A 17,043-nucleotide genomic window follows, 5' to 3' on the forward strand; every position below is an offset into this window, starting at 1 on the left:
CCGGCAGGATAAAAGAAGCCTCCTCGTTCGCGAAACAGGAAGCCATCACATGACCCCCATTACCGGCAGCCCGCATGTGGATATCAGAAGGGCCTTCGGACCCACCCCACAACAAAGGCCAACTTACGCTAATCAGAATTGACCCAAGACCCCTGAATGCGAATTGGAATATTTAACCGAGCCTTCTTGAAATTCAGAAATCAATTTCATGAATATGGACTTCACCGACACCACCACGAGGCCAAGCGGGCTTGGTGAATACAGGACAGATTAGATCTCTAGTGATTAACTTGTAAAGATAATCACCAAATGACATCTTGTGACGAGCCCAGGAGACGGAGCAGTCTGTCGCGATCACATGCCACTGGCCAGTCTCTTCCGAGGTATCCCAGAAAAGCTTCTTGCCAGAGTTATCCATTCCCCAGCAAACAAGGCTAGAAAACCTGACATACTCCCGACCCAGTGGTGAATCTACAGAGGAAACCAGGCGACCATCGTAAAAGCACACCCCTTCCGACCCATGAATAGCTTCCAGATCGCGCTGGTGCTGGCCGGAATCTCGCCGTATCACCTTCGGATGGAGGATACTCAGCTTATCATCAAAAGAAAAACCAGATCCCAGTTCACTTATTGTTCTGACATAGTCAGGGGGCAGGCTAAGTGCATCCAAACCAGGAAGCCCAGAAAAATAACGCTTAGCTTCACCCCGAACGCCCCCTCGAAGCAAACGAATGAGCTGATCCGGATTACTCATCACCATCCCCCTCGATTGCTCCGCGCATCAACACACGCGCTCCCATCTAGAGTTCTTGCATCGGCAGTGTTTTCAATGCAGGAGTAGACATCCAAGTCACCGCTACCCACAGCTCGATAAAAAATATGCGTAGGCATTTCTTGGTTATTTGAATAGATGGGAACTACAGACATATAAACCGCCTGCCCTCCTTCAACGGCCCTCTTAACCCTCATCTCGATCTTCTCCATTTCAGGATTGTTTGCCCGGGCATACATAGTGACCAGGTTCCAAGGGTCATCGCCACTGAAACCTAGACTGTTCGCCCCCAGGTGCCCCCTATGATACTTCCAAGTCCCGTTCGCGTTCTGGTTTGAAGTTTCAGAACTCGTAGGGGTTCCGGGCCAGCCCGGCGGATAGATCGAGTCATTCGCCTCAGTACCCTCCCCGAAGTCATGACTATCGCAAAGCAGGGCAATTAGACCAATCGCCTTTTTTTGCTCATTCCAACGGTTGCTCCCAGAGAACACCTCTCTTCTATTCTGGCAATCTTCACTCCCCACCTGTGAACCCAGAGGCTCACCCTTGTAGGATTCAACAGTTTTCTCAAATTCTTGCGATATCTCAAGATTGAATGAAAGATTGAATTTGTAGATCTTTCTCTCGCGCGACAATCTTTCAGAATCGATGTCCTCCTGGGACACCAGGCTCCCCATCGAAGGCCTTGGCTGAGGAGTATTCAGAATCTGCTGAAGAATCTCTCGACGCCGGTCGATGATGACGACCGGGATCGGGCGGGTATCAGGTTGGCGCGTCCCGGAAACAGCCTGACCACTGCCCTTGAAGCTGACCGTTCCAGATCCGGTCCAGCGGACACCCGGGCTCCCGGTCCACCGGATACTGCTTCCGCGGGCGGAAGCGCTCGCCACCCCGGTGTTTCTGATATTGCTGGTGGTCGTACTGTTGTTGTTGGTGCGTGTTTTGACCCTCGTTTTCGTCCTTGTTGCTGTGCTTGTTCTCGATTGACTCGCGGTCCAACTGTTGATCGCGGAGTTGACACCCCAGGCCAAAGCTGCTCCGGCGCCGATGATGGCGGTGCCCTTCGCCGCCGCAGTAGCCCCCGCAGCGATTCCGGCACTAACGGCCCACGGAACGAGTGGCACCAAGATGATGGCGTGGCCGCTCGGGTCGGTGTACCGAACCGGGTTCGCGTTGCCGTAGGTGAACCGGTTGGCCTGCACCGACGGGAACGGCTCCAGCGTCACCGTGTCTCGAGAAGCGAACCGGCCGGTTCCGGGCTGGTACCAGCGAGCGTGCATGTTCACATCGCCGGTGTCCGGGTCGGTCCACTCGCCCTGGTAGCCCACCGACGACGCGAGAGCACCGCCGAGCTGTTCACCGAAGGGCCCGAAGTCGGTGGAGGTGACCACCGCACCCGTGCTGGTGTGGGTGGCGATCAAGTCCCCGTGGGAGTTGCCGTAGGCCAGAGCCGGGGCCCGCCCCTGGTCAGCGACGCTCAGCAAACCGCCCGAAACGTCGCGCCCGTACTGGGAGACCGGGGTGTCCGTGCCGTCCAGAACAGCGGTCGGGTTGTTGCCCAGTCCCTGGTAGACGAAGGTGTGCTCCTGGCTTCCAGCTTCGCGTTCGGCCACCCGGCCCAACGCGTCGTAGGAGTACTCCCCGGAGCCGTTGCCCACGCTGACCATGCGCTCGAAGCCGTCGAACTGCGGGGTGCGCAGCTCTCCGTCGACGAACTGGGACTTGAGGGTCCCGTCCGGGTTGTAGGACCAGGTGTCTCCCCCGCTGGAGGAGAGGAGCTGGTTGCGTTCGTCGAACTCGAAGGTCTGCGCACCGGCCTGGACACGGTTGCCGGAGGCGTCCCAGGAGTACTCGGTCTCCTGTTCGTCCGGGGATGTCCAGGAGATCAGGCGTGATGCCTGGTCATAGGCGTACTGGTGTCTCCCGGAAGGCATGGTGCCCTGCGTGGAGCGTTCGGTGATGTTTCCGGCGGCGTCGTATTCATAGGTGGTGGACACCGTCGTGTCACCCGTAGCGGAGACCAGGGTGTCCTCGGTCAGCTGGGACAACGGGTCGTAGCTGAAACTCCGGACCGCTCCGTCATCGGTGGTCACCGAAGCGACCTGACCGGTCTGGTCGTAATCGACGCTCAGATCCGTTCCGGTCACCGGGTCGTGCTGCTCGATGACACGGCCAGCGGCATCGTAGCCGAAGGTCGTGGTACCGGTGACGACGTCCAACCTGGTGTTGGCACGGCCTGCCGCGTCATAGCTGATCGTGGTTCCCGGAGCCATGCCCTCGAAGGAAACACTGTCCGGGCCCAGGAACTGGACCTGGTTGCCGCGGTCGTCGTAGACGATCTCGATGCGCCCCTCCGGGGTACCGATCTGGGTCGGACGGCCCAGGAGGTCGTAGCCGAAACCCCGGTCCTCGGTGGTGACCGCGGCGCCCGTCGCGGTTTCCCGGGTCAGTCCGCCCAGTTCGTTGTAGGTGCGTGCACGCACCACACCACCGGGAACCTCCTGACGGACGGGGTTGCCTCCGGCGTCGTAGAAGGTGCTCCAGGTGCGGTCAGCCAGCTCTGGAGCCGCATCGGTCGCAGGTTCGATGAGGCTGGAGACCGCCCCGGTGGGGGTGTAGGTGGTGTGGGTACTGTTACCCCGGCCGTCGGTGATTCGGGTCTGCTGGCCCAGCGCGTTGTAACCGAAGCTGGTCGTGATGGTCTGGGTGTCACTGACCGGTTCGATCAGGCTGGTCGGCAGGCCCTGGGCGTTGTACTCGGTGCGCACCACGTTGCCGTTGGGGTCGGTCTGCTTGATGGGCAGCCCTGCGGCGTCGTACTCGGTTGACTCACTCCGGAGCTCGTTGTCCTCCGCGTCCAGGATCCGGGTCCGGACCGGGCGTCCGGACAGGTCGAACTCCGACACCGCCTGTGTTCCCGCCGGATCGGTGACCTTGTGCAGGCGTCCGGACAGGTCGTACTCGAACTTCGTGGCCTCCCCAGCGGCGTTGACCTCTTCGATCAGTTCTCCCACCGCGTTGTAAGCACTGGTGCTCGCGTTGCCCAGGGGGTCGGTGATGGAGACCGGGTTTCCCATCACGTCATAGGTGAAGCGAGTGGTGTAGGCCGCTGCGGCGGGGAGCCGTTCGATCTGGGTGTCGGTGACCTGTCGGCCGAGGTCGTCATAGGTGGCCTCGGTTCTGGCCTCCAGAGGGTCGACGGCGGCGAGCATTTCCCCGACGGGGTTGTAGAAGTAGATCCACTCACCGGCTTCGGTGTGTCCCGTCAGTTCAGGGTCGGTGATGCGGGCGAGGTTCCCCAGTTGATCCCAGGTATAGGTGCGGGTGTTGCCCAGGGCGTCGGTTTGCTCGACCATCCTGCCCAGGGCGTCGTAGCTGGTCCGCGCACGCGGGGTCACCGGTTCGCCGTCCGCACCGTCGAAGGTCGGCGCCTGGGCGTCGGTCTGCTGTCCGAGCAGGTCGTAGCCGAAGACCGAGGTGTTTCCCTCGGCGTCAAGCTGGTGGGTGAGGTTGCCGACCAGGTCGTAGCCGAACCTGCTGGTGGGGCGGCCCGTGGTGGTCGGTTCGCCGTGGCGTTCGATCTCAACCTCGGGGAGGCGTTCCTCGGTCAGGCGACCGAGTTCGTCGTAGGCCATCCGTGTGGTGAAGTCGGCAGCGCTGGCTCCGTCTTCGTTGCCGCGCGGGTCAGTAATCGCGGTGACCAGTCCGAGTTCGTTGACCTCGTAGCTGGTCAGAAGCTCTTCGCCGTCGGCCTGGACGGCTTCCTCGATGAGGCGCCCGGCCGGATCGTAGGCGTAGCGCACCCGCTCGACGCGGCCGGACGGGTCGGTCAGAGCGGCTTCGAGGACGTTGTCGAGCGCGTCGTAGGTGTAGGAGGTGGTTCGGGCCAGGCCTTCGGGGTCCAGGGTCTCGCTGGCCAGTCGGGATGCTTCGTCCCAGACCATGTCCGTGCGAGTGGTGCCGTCCCCGGTCACCGTGCGGACCGGGTTGCCCGCCGGGTCGTAGAAGTGCTCCTCCAGGACCAGGTCCTGGGGTTCTTCGCTGTCGTTGAGCATCGCGCCGGTCGCGATGGTCTGCGCGGGAAGCCCGTCGGCGTAGTAGGTGTAGGAGGTGGTGCGGCCCACCGCGTCGGTGGTCGAGGCCAGGTTGCCGTTCGGGTCGTAGGAGTGGGACTCCAGCACCAGCGGTGCCGGGGCGTTGTCCTCGTCGGGGTGGCCGACCCAGCCTTCGACGATGTGCTCGGCCACGTGCCCGCGGTCGGTGTAGGTGGTGCGGAACTCGGTGCCCGCGGCGTCCTGGTGGTAGGTCTGCGCTCCGGTGAAGTCGTAGCCGTAGTGCTCGGTGTTCCCCTCGGGATCGGTGCGGGCCACCAGGTGCCCGTAGCGGTTGTAGGCCAGCATCGTGAGTCGGTCCGGGTCGTCCCCGGTCAGGTCGCTGACCGTCTGGCGGATGGGGTTGCCGTCCTTGTCGTAGACGTGGCTGGTCCGCTCCTGGTGGGTGGTGCCGGTCAGTTCGTTGGTGACGGCGGGGCCGGTCTCGGTGAGCACCCGCCCTGCGTTGTCATAGGTGAATGCTGTGGTGATGCCGTCGGGGTGGTCCTCGGTGAAGACCGTGGATTCGACCACCCTGCCGAGCCCGTCGTAGGTGTACTCGGTGACCAGCCCGGAGGGCTCCCGTACTCGGGTGATGTCGCCGTGGGTGTTGTAGGAGAACCGGGTCTTGCCTTCGTCGGCGTCCCAGGACTCGACCAGGAGTCCGGCCGGGGCTGTCCCCCCGTCCGTGGCCGGTTCGGTGTCGTCGGTGTAGAAGTAACGGACGGTACGGCCGTCGGGGAAGTCCTCGGTGGCCGGGCCGGTCTCGGAGATCTGGTCACCGTAGGAGTTGTAGCCCCACCAGGTGCGGTAGGTGGTGTCCAGGAAGTTCTCGGACCGGGCGTCCATGCGCGAGACGAGCTGGTCGTTGCGCGGGTCGAAGGGGTCGTCCGGGTCGTGGTGGTAGGAGAACCACTCCCAGTGACAGTCCGTCGCCTCCAGGTCCCGACAGCTCATCTGTCCGAGGCGGTTGCCGCGCTCGTCGTTGAAGAACCGCAGCTGTGCGCCGTTGGGCAGGGTGGTCTCCGCCAGGAACCCGCCGGTGTCGTAGTCGTAGGTGGTCTGGTGCCCGAGCTGGTCGGTGTCGGTGACACGACGGTGGCCCGCCAGTGCGTCGTAGCGCGATGAGGAGGCGGCTCCGCGCGGGTCGGTGATGGTCACCTCTGCCGTGACCTGCGCTTCCTCGTCGTTGACGTCACCGTTGTAGAGCCGGTCGGAGTAGACCCACTTGCCACCGTTGTGGTCGTTGTGGATCTGGACCCGTGAGGTTGACTCGTCGAAGGACAGGTGAGCCGCCCGATTCCCCTCGGGTGTGATGACCTCTTTCAACCGGTCTGCCGGGTCCAGGCCGGAGGCGTGGTGCAGCGCGACAGTGTCCGGGTGCAGGGGGCGCTGGTAGATCGCGACCTCGTCGATCTGCCCTTGGAAGGGGAAGTTCCCCAGGGAGGGCAGGGTCGCGGGCCATCCGCTGTTGCCCATGCCGTGGCCGGCATAGACGAACTTGGTGTTGCGGTGCTCGACCTGGCCGCTCTTGGTGCCGATCTCCTCGCCGTCCAGGTACAGCGTCTGGGTTGTGCCGTCCGAGGTCAGGGCGACGTGGTGCCACTGTCCGTCGTTGACCGCACTGTCGGTGGTGATCGGGTCGACTCCACCGGTGGTGGTCCAGAACTGGGCCCGGAGCCTGCCGTCGGTGCCCACATAGATGAGCTGAGAGCGCTCTGTGGGGCTGGTGGGTTTGTCCAGAGCGCCGATGACGGTGCCGTGCTCGGTGGTGGAGAACCAGGCCTCCACGGTGAGCCGGGTACCGATCCGGTGCAGGATCGACTCGGGCAGCTCCGCGTAGGCGCCCGCACCGGCGTCCATCGCGTTGGTCTGCATTCCCGCGAGCACGCCGTCGGCTCCCGTCGGGTCACCGACCATGGTGGCTTTCTCACCGCCCAGGGAAGAGGGGACCTCGTTGGCGAAGGCATCCCCGCCCGTCTCCTCGAAACGCCAGTAGCCGTAGGGGTTGGCGTCCATCACCGCGGCCCGGTAGTGCGAGCCGTCCTCGTAGGTGTAGGAGCTGCACTCCTGCTCGGGGTTGCAGGCCTCGATCAGGCGTTGGCCGTCATAGACATAGGTCCACTCAGCGGAGTCGTCACCGCCGCGTGCGGTCACCGAGCTGACACGCCCGTCCGACCAGGTGAAGTCCAGGGACCGTCCCCCGCCGGAGGTGACCGTGGCGATCTGACCAGACGTGTCATAGGCGATGGTCTGGGAACGGCCGCGGTGGTCGGTGACCTCCAGCAGACGACCGGTGTCGTCGAAGACGTAGGAGGTGGAGGCCTTGTCCATCAGCCGCCATCCCGAATCGGTCTCGGCCAACACCGCGTGCATCCCCGAAGGCGGCGAAAAACTACCGTCGGCGTTCCTCGCGAACCGGTGCTGACTACCACCGGGGTAGGTCATGACGACGTTGCCGGTGCCGTCCACGTCCTGGACCAGGCGCATATCGAAACGGGTGGACCAACCAGCACCGAACATGCCGTCCTGGCGAGGGTCAGAAGAGTTGTAGGTGCGGGTGACGCTCAGCGGAGGTCCGGCCACGGGCACGGCAGCGTCGGTCACGGTCTGGGTGTAGTTACCGATGAGCGCGTTGACCGTGCCGTGTTCACCGGAGCCGCCGCTCGCCAGGTTGGCGGTGATGGCGGGCTGGTCGGGCTCTGCGATCAGCCGCAGCCAACCACTCTCCACGTTCTGGCTGCCGTCACGGACGAAGACGTTCCACCAGTACTGGTTGCCCCATTCCATCCTGTCGTCCGGCAACTGCCAGGAGGTCTCCTCCTGCCATCCGGAGTCCACGCACTCCCAGTCCGGCCACTCCCCATCACAGAAGTTGAACCAGAACTCCATGTCGTCGGTGGGCCAGGCGTCGTTGTTACGCCCCAAAGCGGTGAACTCAGGAGTCAGCGTCGCCACCCGGGCACCGTCCCGGGGGCTGTAGTCCAACAGCTGCGGTGGAAGGTCAGGGATCTCCAGCTGGACCTGGGCTGTCATGGGCACGCCCCAGGCCGCGAAAGACTGGGCCTTGTGGGTCATGTCGAACCGGATCGTCCAGGTTCCCGGGGGCAGTGGATCAATCTTGGCTCGAACGGTCGCGCTCTGACCCGTGGCCACGTTCCTGGGCATCTTGGTGGTGGGGGCGACGTGGTAGACGCGCTTTCCGTCTTTGTCGAAGACCTGGTAACCGAGCTCGTAGCCGTTGGTGGGCGTCCAGGTCGCGTCACCCCGGTTGGTCACCCGGACATCGACATTGGTCCCCCGGGTGGCGTGCGGGGCGGGATCGAACTCGGGAGGGCTCTGCGCGAAAGCGTAGTCAGCGCGGTAGGGGCTGTAGGTGACCGTCATGTACGGCGCACCCCAGGACTCGCGGCTGCCGAACTTCTTCCACCCGCTGTTGCTGGTGTTGGAGGCTCTGACGGTGATGCCGTGGTTGGGCTTGTCGCCGTCCACCCAGGCCTGGACGAGGTTACGGCCACGTGTCCCCAGGTCGATGCCCTCATAGCGGGCGGGGCAGGAGCTGGAGCTGGCTCCGGCGGGCATCCAACCACGGGCGAAGCTCGCGCTCCCCAAAGCGGTGGAGTTGTAGCTGGGGCCGGGGAAGTTGGAGATGGACTTCTGCGACCAGGACTGGGTCACCTCATGTACATACACCGGGCTCGGGGTGCACGAGTAGGACCAGTGGTTGAAGAGGTGGAGTTTGGCACCGTAGATCTTGTGGTTGCTGAGCTCGTTGACCATCGCGTTGAACCGCAGGTACGAGGCGGCCCGGGTAGAGCCACCGTTGTAGGTGCCCGCCTTGAGCTCCTGCTCGGTGTAGCGCGAGGTGTTGAACCCGGTTTGGACGTAGGTGTCCTGGGAGGCGTTGTAGTTCCAGGTCGAGGTGGGGTCCACCGCAACCGGGTAGACCCGCTCGTCATCGGTGAGCCAGTCGAAGTCAGCACTGACCTGAAGGACCCAGCCCTCACCCTCCCGCAGGAGTTCGAAGTCCACGGCCTCGGACCAGGCCCCGTCCCCGGAGCGCGGATCGATGTCGGAGTCCTCCATGTAACCGGCGGGGATGTGACCGACCGATTCACCCTCGTCATCGACCAGGTCGATACTGCCGTCCTCCAGCAGGACTGGCTCCAGGCCCTCGATTTCCAACGGGAACCGCCAGACAGCGTCCGCCGCGGTCTCGGGAAGGTCGTGGATCCAGATGGTCTCCTTGACCCCGCCTCCCTTGAGGGACTTCAGCTCGATGTCCGTACCGGGTAGGGCTTCGGGGTAGACGATGGTGTCAGGCTCGTCTTCCAGGACCTCACCCTGAGCGCCAGCGGCACCTTCGAGTGAGAAGGACAGGCTGTACCCCTCCTCCAGTTCCATCCGAGCGAGCTCGTCCGCGTCCGCGTTGGCCGCGAAGGACACTTCCTTGGCACCTGCCGCACTGGTCCAGGTCAGAGTGTTCTCGGGGACCAGGCTGGGATCCAGTTTCTGCCAGGAGCCGTCTTCCGCCTCGAAGTGCAGGGGTTCCTGGGAGAAGTCGGTGGAATGGGTGCCGTCCTCGTTCTCGAAGGTCCGCGAGTACTCGTCGCGTTCCTCTACGAGCTCCACACTCGTTTCCGGGTCGAAGCCCGTGACCCGGGGTTCAGGCTCTTCTTCGGCGAGAGGCGTCGCCGGACTCTCCAGGTCTGGAGGGGCCAGAGTGTCCGCGTCCTCAGGCAGGTCCGGCCACTCATAAGAAAGGGCTCCGTCCGGGGCATCCGCGTTCGGTCCCGCACCCGTCGGCTCGGAGGAGCTGTGGACCAGGGCGCTCTCCGCCTCGTGGCTGAGCCCTTCCGCAGTGCCGTCGTTCTGGTCCGGTGTCTCGACATCCGCCGCGGACACAGGAGTCAGACGGGGCATGGCCGGGTTGGCGGGCACGCTCGTCATGGAGTCCGTCAAGAGGAGCCCCAGGACGCACCCGACAGCCGTGGTCTTGAGCAGCCTACTGCTGACTTTCTGGCGCCACTCCTGGGTGTTTTCACCCTTAGGAAAGAACCGCACGAGAGCTGTGCGCACGGACGACTGCTGGCCGGTCGACACGACCGGTCACCTCCGGATCACCCAGGGCGAGCCGGGTACGGAAAGCACACACCTGTCCCCAGGTATGCACGCTTCCCCCAAAGCCCGCAGATCCGGATCATCGCCTCAAACCGACAAGAACGGGCGTAAAGTTAGCATAAATAGAACCGGGTTCAGTAAGGCACGATGACTCGAAGCTCACCTGTTTCCGAAGCGGGACACCCCAAGAAGCGCTCCGGACCAGCTTCGATGGCGGAGACCGAACCCCGCCGCGGCCGAATCCACGTCACGCCCCTCTCACGCAGAACGCCCCAGCCGTATGCGTCTCCGGCAAGGAGGTCTCATACGGGGGATTTGCCAGCCAACTCAGGTCAAGCCCTCGGCCTCACTTAGAGGGCGCAATCGCATCGCGGTCTCCACACCGTCTTCGTGCAGGATGTGGCGGAGCCCGGAGAAGTCGGGGAAGAACCCCTCCGGGGCCTGGGTCACGAGTCGGGAAACGGCCGTGCTGTACTTAGGCATCGAGTTGCGGCCAGGGAGTTGGATCGACAGCTCCTCCCGAGCCTCGAAGGTCTGCACATCCACCTTCTCAGCCAAGGCCGCGAGCGTTTCGGGGCCAGCGACGATCGGTAGCTTGGCCAGCCAGTGCGGCCCCTGCTCCGTGAGGGCCTGCTCCTTCTGCTCGGTGGTTTCCCCGGCCCAGCTGAACCAAGCGGTACCGGCCACGGCGGCGCCTTGCCCCTCAGCCAGGGTGATCAGCTCTCCCACGGTGGCTGAGACGGCGGCGGTGACCTCCTCCCAGTCGTACCGGTCGGGCTGGCCCCGCCGCCTCTGCACGGCGACCGCCGGAACGGCCTTCGACAGCACCGTCGTCCCCGGTGTCTCCTTGCGCTGGACCTCGGGCCAGGAGATGAGGAGTTCGCGGGCGGTGGCGACCGCCTCGTCCTCGGCTTCGCGCTGGCGCTCCAATGCTTCGGCGTGTTCCTTGAGCAGTGCGGAAGCGGTGTCTGGCGCCTCCAGAGCGCGACGAACGAGCTTGACGCTCATGCCGGTGCCCCGCAAGGCGGTGACCAGCAGGGCGGTCTCGACCTGTTCGATGGCGTAGTAGCGGTACCCGGTCGCCTCATCGACCTCAGCGGGGACCAGCAGGCCCTCGGAGTGGTAGAAGCGCAGCGTCTGCGGCGGCAGCTCGCTCACCTCGCTGAAATCCTTGATCGAAAGGCTCATACCGCCAGTCTCGGGCTTGCAGTAACCGCAAGGTCAACCCAGTGCGCTGATGTTGCCTGGTGGGATACGGGTGCTTCCCCCGTTTCCCGCTGCCCCATGGTTGCCGTCTCCGCTGTGCGCCTCAAGGTCGTCGCCGTCGCGGCTTCGCCGAGTCAGGCGTTCCCCCTTGACCCGCTTCGCTGGGACGGCGGTGGGCGGCTGTCGGGAAACGGGGAGGAGTGGTCGGGGTTCAGCCCTTCACTGCGCGGCCTTCGGCCGGAGCCCACCGGTCGGACGTGTCGCGGCCGATCGCGCGTGCCACCGGACACCCGGCGGCGAGGATGGGGTTCGGCGCTGGGGTGCTGACTCTGGGCAAGCCGGGGGTGTCCGTAACCCGCGCCTGAAGCTGTCCGCTGCTTCCGAAACCCCCTCTTCCCCGATGATCTTGCTACCAGGAGCGAAATCAGCGCCGAACTTGCTACTGGTAGCAAGATCATCTTTGAAAAGGGGGCCGAAACTGCGCTCGGGGGCCTGGGGCTGCTCCTGCCTTCGCTGCCGCTTTCCGTTCGGGTGAATGACCGGCCGCGACACGATCAGGCGTTACCCGCAGGCTTGGAGGACCGACGCTCAGAACGTCAGAACTCAGGCTCAGGCTTCCTTCTCGGGGTGGAAGACCAGGCCGTCGATTTCCGTCTTCGGTCCGGTGGTGACGACTCCGGTGATTCGATCCTCGGGGCCTTCCTCGAAGAGCACATGGGCGCCGGGGAGCAGGACCTCGGTGCCCCGCACCGGTACGCCCAGCAGTTCGCCGAGCCAGGTGGCGGAGTGCTGGGGGTCGGCGGTCTGGACGAGGATCGCCGCGATGTCGTGCGGACCCGAGTCGAACCTGCCCTTGGCGTGTTCGGTGAAGATCTGCTCGCGCGGCGGATCGTAGGTGATGAGGAAGGGCGCCCAGAAGGGGGCGTCGGGGAGGAAGACCTCGCGGAAGCTCACGTCGTAGCCCTCCGGAGAGGCCACGATCTCCTCGACGTGGTGGCCGGCGAGGCGGAGGCGCTGGGCGGCGGCCGCCGCGTCGGTGACGTTGACCGCGAAGGTCATCGCGCCGCCACCGCGGGCGGCGATGTCCTCGATGGCGGGGCGCAGGAGCGTGAGGGCTCTGCCGAAGACACCTTTCCCGTAGGCGCCGTCCTCCAGGACCGTGAAGATCTCGACGTAGCGCTCGTCCAGCCGCCAGAGGCCGTTCTGGAAGCCGTTGGCGGCTTCGCCGACGTGGGCGGGGAACCCGGCGGCGGTGTACTTCGCCGACGCCTCCGTGACATCGGGGACCCAGTGCAGAAGATGGTCGAACTCGGGTCGCTCAGCGGTCACGCCACAGCCTCCTTTGATTAGGTGAGGCTAACCTAATCAAAGGAGAGGGGCGTGCGTCAATGTGCGGCGACGACCTCGTGCACGGTGGTCATGTCGTCGAAGGGGAGCATCTCGTCACCGACGATCTGGTAGGGCTCGCAGCCCTTGCCCGCGATGAGGACGACGTCACCGGAACGGGCCACCGAGAGGGCCCGGTCGATGGCGGCCCGGCGGTCGGGGATACGGGTGAACGGGGTGCCGGTCTCCTCGATGCCCTCGGCCACCTGCTCCATGATCGCCTCCGGGTCCTCGTGGCGCGGGTTGTCCGAGGTCAGCACGCACCGGTCAGAGTAGGTGCCCGCGATCCGGCCCATCTTGACGCGCTTGGTGGTGTCGCGGTCGCCGCCACAGCCGAAGACGGTGAAGACCCGGCCCGGGGCGAAACCCCGGATCGTGGCCAGCACCTTGTCGAGGGAGTCGGGCGAGTGGGCGTAGTCCACGATCACCGAGACCCCGCGCGGGGCCGCGAAGTGCTCGAAGCGTCCCGGGATCTGCGGCATCCGCTCCAGCGCCGCCACCAGCCCGGCGAGGTCGTGCCCCTGAACGTGGCAGGCGGCCAGCGCGGCGAGCGCGTTGGAGACCGAGAAGCGCCCCGGCATGGGAATCGCCGCCGGGTACTTGCGGCCGTCGTGGTGTAGGACGAACCGGGTGCCCGAGGCCTCCACCACCAGATCGGTCGCCCGGTAGTCCGCCTCGCTCTCGACGGAGTAGGTGACCGCCGCGCCCGGCATCATCGCCGGGATCGTGGCGCCCACGGGATCGTCCACGTTGACCACGGCCAGACGGCACAGCCCTTGGAACAGCCGCAGCTTGGCGTCCCGGTAGAACTCCATCGTCCCGTGGTCGTCCAGATGGTCCTGGGTCAGGTTGGTGAAGACCCCGACGTCGATGTGCGAGCCGTCCACGCGGTGTTCGAGCAGCCCCATGGAGGTCGCCTCCAGCACGACGCTGAGGGTGCCCCGGCTGCGCATGCGGGCCAGCAGGTACTGCAGGTCCGGTGCTTCGGGGGTGCTGAGCACGGTGCGGGGCATCGGGACCGGGTCCCCGCCGGTCCGGGCCCCGGAGGTGCCGATGACCCCGACCCGGGCGCCGTTGGCGATCTGCAGCAGGGACTCGTACATGGAAGCCACCGAGGTCTTGCCGTTGGTGCCGGTGACCGCGACGACGTCCATGGCGGAGCCGGGTTCACCGTGGTACCGGGCGCAGACCAGGGCCGCCGCGACGCGGGCGTCGGCGACCCGGACCACACAGGCACCAGGTGGCGCGTTCAGGTCCTCATCGGGAAGCGGTTCTTCCGTCAGGGCGGCGACGGCGCCCCGGGCGAACGCCGTGGCGATGCCCTCCGGGCCGCCCTGGCGGTGCCCCGGGAGCGCCAGGTAGAGGGATCCCGGCGCCACCCGGTCGAGGTCGGCGCAGGGCGCCGCGGCGATGGGGATGTCGGAGTCCCCGTAGATGACCTGGTGGGCATGGCCGTTGAGCAGCGCGCTCAGTTGCAGGGGGTGTCCCTTCGAGAGGCGGTGCGGCCGCGGGCGCGACCCACACCGGTATAACCCGGAGTATACGCGCCCGCCCGCCAGCCCTCAGGAAGCCCTGGAGGACTTCCAGAACACCGGGATGACCGCGGCGACCACCAGGTGGGAGAGCTCCAGGACCACGATGGTGGCGACCGACGCCTCCATGAGCAGCGGCGGCACGAACATCACCAGGAGGGTGAGCACCGCGGCGACCGTCCACACCAGGCGTCCGCGCCCGGCACCCAGGAGGCGTTCGGCCAGGGCGAGGGCGCCCCACCCGAGGAGGGCGAACACGGCACTGAAGAGGGCGAAGTCCACCAGCGTGAGGGGCATCGGCTCCTCCCCCGGGGCCGTGACCACCAGGTCCGCGCCGAGCAGCGGCGCGAGGAGAGCGAGGAGGGCGTTGGCGACGGCGACCGCCACGACGGCGGCCAGGCGCGGCTGCCAGGACGGGCGGATGGCGGGACGGGTTTCGACACGGGTATCGGTCATGGTCGTTCCTTCGTTGTCGTAGGTACGGACTTGACCGTATGAACTTGCGGCAAGACTTCCTATGCGTGAAAAGCTCACCTCTATACTCAGGCGTCTCTTCATGGGGTATGCGTGGATACGGTGGGACCATGGACGTACTCAGTGACGTGATCTCGACGGTGCGCACCGGGCAGCCGCGGTCGGCCCGGGTCGCGTGGCACGCACCGTGGGGTATGCGCTTCACCGGAAGAGAGTCGCCCGCGGCCGCGTTCCAGGTCGTGCTCCAGGGGTCGTGCTGGCTGTTGGTGGACGGCCGTGAACCGGTCCAACTGGGCGCGGGCGACGTGCTCTTCCTGCCACGGGGTCACGAACACGCCCTGACCAGTGACCCCTCCGTGGCGCCTCTGGACCTGAACTGTGTGGACTTCCTCCGGGATCGGAGCGAGCTGATGCTTCCCGACCCGGGTGAGCCGATCCCGAACCTGACGTGCTCCAACGAGTTCCCGCAGCCCTTCCAGCGGTTCGGCGCCACCTCCGTCGGGGACACGGCTTCGGGGGAACCCACCTGTGTCACGGTGGGCGGCTTCTACCACGCCGGCCCCACCCGGCCCCACCCCCTGCTCACCGAGCTCCCCTCCGTGGTGCACCTGCCCGCGCGGGTGGGACAACGCTCCGAGCTCCCGCTCGCGGTCGGGCTGCTCGGCCGTGAGTTGGGATCGAACCGGCCCGGCGGGGACACCCTGGTCCCCCACCTGCTGGACATGCTGATCGTCTACATCCTGCGCACCTACCTGGAGGAGACCGCCACCGGAGAGGGCCCCGGATGCGGTTTCGCGGGAGCCTTGCGCGATCCGGCCGTGCACGCCGCGATTCAGGCCGTCCACCTGGACCCCGCTCACCCGTGGACGGTGGCGGAGCTGGGCGAGCGGGCCGGGCTGTCCCGGGCGGCCTTCTCCCGGCGCTTCACCGCGCTGGTGGGCCAGTCGCCGCTGGCCTATGTGACGTGGTGGCGGCTGGCCACCGCCGGGAGGTTGCTGCGCGAGAGCGACGCGCCGATCAACGCCATCGCGAGGCGGGTCGGTTACTCCTCCCAGTTCGCCTTCGCCAACGCCTTCAAACGGGAGTTCGGCCGCTCCCCGGGGCGTTACCGGGAGGCCGCGCGGCTGGACCCGCCAGAGGGAGCTTTCGACCCCGCGCCGACCGAGCGCTCAGGGTGAGGGCTCCGAAGAGCACCGCCCCGGGCAGTGCGTAGGGCCCGGGTCCGAAGAAGAGGGAGGCCGGGCTCGCGCCGAAGAACAGCGACGCGAACCCGACCGCGCTGAGCAGGACGCTGAGCACCGCGGCAGTGCCGGTGACCCAGGTCAGCCCGCGCCACGGGGCCCGTCCTGCCCCGGGGCGCACCAGGGCGATGGCCGCGGCGGCCAATCCCAGCGTGGCGACAAGCGGGCCGACCATCCAGACCAGGTAGCCCGGCGAGACCTCCTGCTGTCCGGAGATCGCGAACCAGCCGGTGACCAGCAGGTGCGCGACCCCCAGCAGCAGACCAGCGGCGGCTGCCGCGTAGCCGAGCCACACGGGTGCGGTCCGCCTCGGGCCGTCCCCGGTGACGGCCCGTTCCGTCCCCCGTGTCCACACGTCCATGACCCGTCCCCACGCTCGGCTGTCCCGCTCGTGTCCGAGTCTGTTCGACGCGGCCCGGGTGCGCCTCCCCCATACGGGGGAACCGTGTCATCCGGGAGAGGGAGGGGCGGGCGGTGGTCAGTCAGCGGACAGCGCCAGGCTGGCGGGGATCGCGGCGAAGGCCTCGTCCACCCGCCGCAGCAGGCGTTCGCGCCCGCCCCGGACCCGGACAGCGGTCGCAGCGTCGCGGGGGTCGGGGGTGGCGTCCATGGCCGGGCGCCCGATCTGCCCGGGTTCGCGGCCCATCACCCATTCCTTGGCTCCGCACCGCCAGGCGCTGAGCGCGAACTCCCCGAGCATCCGCAGCCGGACGTCGGCCTCGGAACTGATGCCCAGGCGGCGTTCGAGGATGGCGGTGAGCTCCGCGTGGGCGTGGAACGAGGCGACGACGGTGTGATCGCGTAGCGCCGGAGTGGGACTGTGCGCGGCCAGCCGACGGCAGGCGTAGAACCGTTCCTCCCATCCCGGCGGCATCGCCTCGACGGTGTCGAGCAGGGCGGTGCGCAGGGTGTCCAGCACTGCTCCGCGAAGGGGCCGGTCGGCGACCTCGGCGACGTAGCGCCCCCACAGCAGCCCCTCAGGGGCCAGGGCGACCGCCTCCTTGGACCCGTAGTAGCGGAAAAACGTCCGTTTGGAGACCTCGGCCGCCGCCACGACCTCCTCCAGGGTGGTCGCCTCGAAGCCCTGTTCCTCGAAGAGTCTGGCCGCGCAGTCGGCCAGTTCCTCCAGCGTGCGTTGCTTCTTGCGTTCGCGGAGGGACAGGGGTGTGCCTTCGGTGTCATTCACGGCCATGCCACGCATCCTAGCCAGCCCCTTCCTG

The 17,043-nt window shown here is 66.2% G+C and carries 9 protein-coding genes; 1 reads left to right on the top strand and 8 read right to left on the bottom strand.

The features are described from left to right. Positions 1-193 precede the first annotated feature (193 nt). From D457_RS35890 to D457_RS0120775, 6 genes are all read right to left on the bottom strand, one after another. On the bottom strand, positions 194-754 hold the full coding sequence (locus D457_RS35890; protein ID WP_152514306.1) for a hypothetical protein: 561 nt from the start codon (positions 752-754) through the stop codon (positions 194-196). Continuing rightward, a complete protein-coding gene (locus D457_RS37555; RefSeq protein WP_275041015.1) occupies positions 754-9,813 on the bottom strand; it encodes a DNRLRE domain-containing protein in 9,060 nt (3,019 codons plus the stop codon). The genes D457_RS35890 and D457_RS37555 overlap by 1 nt, the downstream gene beginning before the upstream one ends. Before the next feature lie 498 nt (positions 9,814-10,311). Beyond that, positions 10,312-11,172: a MerR family transcriptional regulator gene (locus tag D457_RS0120760; RefSeq protein ID WP_017582596.1), complete on the bottom strand. Its 861-nt coding sequence runs from the start codon at positions 11,170-11,172 to the stop codon at positions 10,312-10,314. A gap of 627 nt (positions 11,173-11,799) precedes the next feature. Continuing rightward, positions 11,800-12,519: a VOC family protein gene (locus D457_RS0120765; RefSeq protein WP_017582597.1), complete on the bottom strand. Its 720-nt coding sequence runs from the start codon at positions 12,517-12,519 to the stop codon at positions 11,800-11,802. A gap of 56 nt (positions 12,520-12,575) precedes the next feature. Continuing rightward, positions 12,576-14,054: a UDP-N-acetylmuramoyl-L-alanyl-D-glutamate--2,6-diaminopimelate ligase gene (locus D457_RS0120770; RefSeq protein WP_026116857.1), complete on the bottom strand. Its 1,479-nt coding sequence runs from the start codon at positions 14,052-14,054 to the stop codon at positions 12,576-12,578. 84 nt (positions 14,055-14,138) lie between these two features. Next, on the bottom strand, positions 14,139-14,564 hold the full coding sequence (locus D457_RS0120775) for a DUF6069 family protein (protein WP_017582599.1): 426 nt from the start codon (positions 14,562-14,564) through the stop codon (positions 14,139-14,141). A gap of 128 nt (positions 14,565-14,692) precedes the next feature. On the opposite strand from D457_RS0120775, the gene D457_RS33045 reads away from it, so the two are divergent. Beyond that, positions 14,693-15,760, top strand: a complete 1,068-nt coding sequence (locus D457_RS33045) for an AraC family transcriptional regulator (RefSeq protein WP_017582600.1) — start codon at positions 14,693-14,695, stop codon at positions 15,758-15,760. On the opposite strand, the gene D457_RS34970 is transcribed toward D457_RS33045, so the two are convergent. Both D457_RS34970 and D457_RS0120785 read right to left on the bottom strand, forming a co-directional pair. Then, positions 15,657-16,184 (bottom strand): hypothetical protein, encoded by a 528-nt coding sequence (locus tag D457_RS34970; protein ID WP_193374525.1) that lies wholly within the window; start codon positions 16,182-16,184, stop codon positions 15,657-15,659. The two genes, D457_RS33045 and D457_RS34970, sit on opposite strands and share 104 nt — an antisense overlap. Positions 16,185-16,301: 117 nt before the next feature. Then, complete coding sequence (locus D457_RS0120785; RefSeq protein ID WP_039831654.1) at positions 16,302-17,015, bottom strand: TetR/AcrR family transcriptional regulator; 714 nt, start codon at positions 17,013-17,015, stop codon at positions 16,302-16,304. Positions 17,016-17,043: the final 28 nt, after the last annotated feature.

This window comes from Nocardiopsis valliformis DSM 45023 (genome assembly GCF_000340985.1).
Taxonomy (GTDB): domain Bacteria; phylum Actinomycetota; class Actinomycetes; order Streptosporangiales; family Streptosporangiaceae; genus Nocardiopsis; species Nocardiopsis exhalans.